At 65.9% G+C, this 2,276-nt stretch carries 3 protein-coding genes; all 3 read left to right on the top strand.

The genetic code is table 11. From position 1 onward, the window contains the following. The first annotated feature begins 159 nt into the window (after positions 1–159). Positions 160–1,044 carry a uroporphyrinogen-III C-methyltransferase gene (gene cobA, locus VMR03_RS01545; protein WP_325401591.1) on the top strand — a complete coding sequence of 295 codons (885 nt, stop codon included), beginning with the start codon at positions 160–162 and terminating at the stop codon, positions 1,042–1,044. An 80-nt stretch (positions 1,045–1,124) separates the two neighbouring features. Then, complete coding sequence (locus tag VMR03_RS01550) at positions 1,125–1,343, top strand: alkylphosphonate utilization protein (protein ID WP_325401592.1); 219 nt, start codon at positions 1,125–1,127, stop codon at positions 1,341–1,343. A gap of 280 nt (positions 1,344–1,623) precedes the next feature. Continuing rightward, positions 1,624–2,276 (top strand): hypothetical protein (locus VMR03_RS01555; RefSeq protein ID WP_325401593.1); only part of this gene is annotated, 653 nt, incomplete at its 3' end.

Below are 2,276 nucleotides of genomic sequence, written 5' to 3' on the forward strand. Positions count from 1 at the left end.
GTTCGCTGCCATGGATCCCGGCTTTCGCCGGGATGACAATATTAGATAGACGTTAGGGCTGGACGGGAATGAGGCGGTGCGTCCTTGATCCGGGGCGACATCCCTCTATTTACGTGATATGTTGCAAGTAACGGACAAACAACAATTCAGATCGGTGAAATGAGCGACGGCAAAGTCGTCAGGCTGGGCGGACGGGCGGCGGAGGATTTGTCCGCGCGCCTCGGCTTGCCCGCCTTCGAGCCGGGCTGGGTCTGGCTGGTCGGCGCGGGGCCGGGCGATCCGGGCCTGCTGACGCTTCACGCGGTCAATGCGCTCAACCAGGCCGACATCATCGTCTATGACGCGCTGGTGGACGAGGCGGTGCTTGGCCTCGCGTCCCCGCGCGCGAAACTCGAATATTCCGGCAAGCGCGGCGGCAAGCCGAGCCCGAAGCAGCGCGACATCTCGGCGAGGCTCGTCGAACTCGCGCGGCAGGGCAAGCGCGTGCTGCGGCTCAAGGGCGGCGATCCCTTCGTCTTCGGACGCGGCGGCGAAGAGGCGCTGGCGCTGGTCGACGCCGGCATTCCCTTCCGCCTCGTGCCGGGCGTCACGGCGGGCATCGGCGGCCTCGGCTATGCGGGCATCCCGGTCACGCATCGCGACGTCAATCACGCCGTCACCTTCATCACCGGCCATATGGCGGGCGGCGAGGTGCCGGAACATCTCGACTGGCCGTCGATCGCGAAGGGCTCGCCCGTCATCGTGCTCTACATGGCGCTGTCGCATCTGCCGCGCATCGCCGATCTGCTGATTGCGAACGGTCGGCAGGCGGACGAACCCGTCGCGCTGGTCCGCAACGCGACGCTGAGGGACCAGCAGGTGCTCGAAACGACGCTGGCGAGCGCCGCCGCCGATGTCGAGCGCACGGGCTTCAAGGCGCCGGCCATCATCGTCATCGGCGAGGTCGTGCGGCTCCGCGACGGGCTCGACTGGCTCGGCGCGCTCGAAGGCCGCGTGCTGAAGCGCGATCCGCTGGACACGCGCAAGGCCCGCGACGCGGTTTAAGCCTGCTTCAAACCGTCCGCTTGCGGTTCGCCGTCCCGACCCCTAAAGAGGGCCATCATTCCTCCAAGCGGACAGACCCCATGACCCTCATCGTCAAGGACAGCAACGGCAACGAGCTCAAGGACGGCGACAGCGTCATGGTCATCAAGGACCTGAAGGTGAAGGGCACCTCGGTCACGCTGAAGCGCGGCACGGTCGTCAAGAACATCCGCCTCACCGGCGACGAGGGCCTCATCGAATGCAACGCCGAAAAGGTGAAGGGCCTCGTGCTGAAGACGGAGTTCCTGAAGAAGGCGTGAATTTGCCTCCGAAGCTCGCAGCGCTCTTCCTTTACCTCCCCCTTTGAGGGGAGGTCGAAAAATCCAAAGGATTTTTCGGGTGGGGGCGCCGAGCGGAAAGTTGGGAAAGTCCTTGCCGCATGGCTCCTCTCCCCACCCGAGAAATCCGCGTTCCGCGAATTTCTCGACCTCCCCTCAAAGGGGGAGGTAAAGGTACCTGCGCATCACCCGCGACGTTAATGGCATCGTATCGCCGATCTGCTAGCCTCCTCGCCCGAACAGCCCGAGGAGACGCGCGCGCATGACCGACCTGACACCCGATGCGCCGCCTGCGCGCCGCAGGCGCTTTCTCGCCGGCGTGACGGTCTTCGTCAGCGCCTGGCTGATCGCCTTCGCCATCGACGGCACGCTTTCGACCGTCGACGATCTGCTGGGCGGGCTCGCGCATGTCTCCGCGCTGACGCCGCTGCGCAACGCATTCGCGATCTACGCCGTGCTTCTTTTTCTTCCGCTCGTCGTGCTGGCGCTGGTCTTCGTGCCGCAAATACCCAAGCGCATCTTCGCGCTGCCGATTACCTACATCCTCTGGGCGAGCGTCAATCCCTGGCCCTTCGCGCCGGTCTATACCGACCGTTCGACCTTGTTGCCGCTCGACCTTCTGCAACTCGCCATCGCCGCGCTGGCGCTTTGGCGCGTCGATCGCCGCTCCGGCCGGCCGTGGCTCCGCGCCGCCGATCTGCCGGTCAGGACGCATCTCGTCCGGCACACGTTCATCGCGCTCGGCGTCGTCGCGCTCGCCCTCGCCGTCGCGTTGCCGGTTGCCGTCGCGGCGATTTTCGCGGCGACGATCGAGAAACAGACGGGCGGCTATCTCGCCGTGACCTCGAAGGGCGTCGAGGCGCGCGAAACGGTGCTGACCAAGGGCGACCGGACGGTGCGCCTCGTCGGCATGGT

The sequence above is a fragment of the Parvibaculum sp. genome (genome assembly GCF_035511255.1).
In the GTDB taxonomy this organism is placed as follows: Bacteria; Pseudomonadota; Alphaproteobacteria; order Parvibaculales; family Parvibaculaceae; genus Parvibaculum.

Excerpts from the sequence above, each read along its gene's own strand:
- VMR03_RS01550 (WP_325401592.1), top strand. The coding sequence starts at position 1,125 with ATGACCCTCATCGTCAAGGACAGCAACGGCAACGAGCTCAAGGACGGC.
- cobA (WP_325401591.1), top strand. The coding sequence starts at position 160 with ATGAGCGACGGCAAAGTCGTCAGGCTGGGCGGACGGGCGGCGGAGGAT.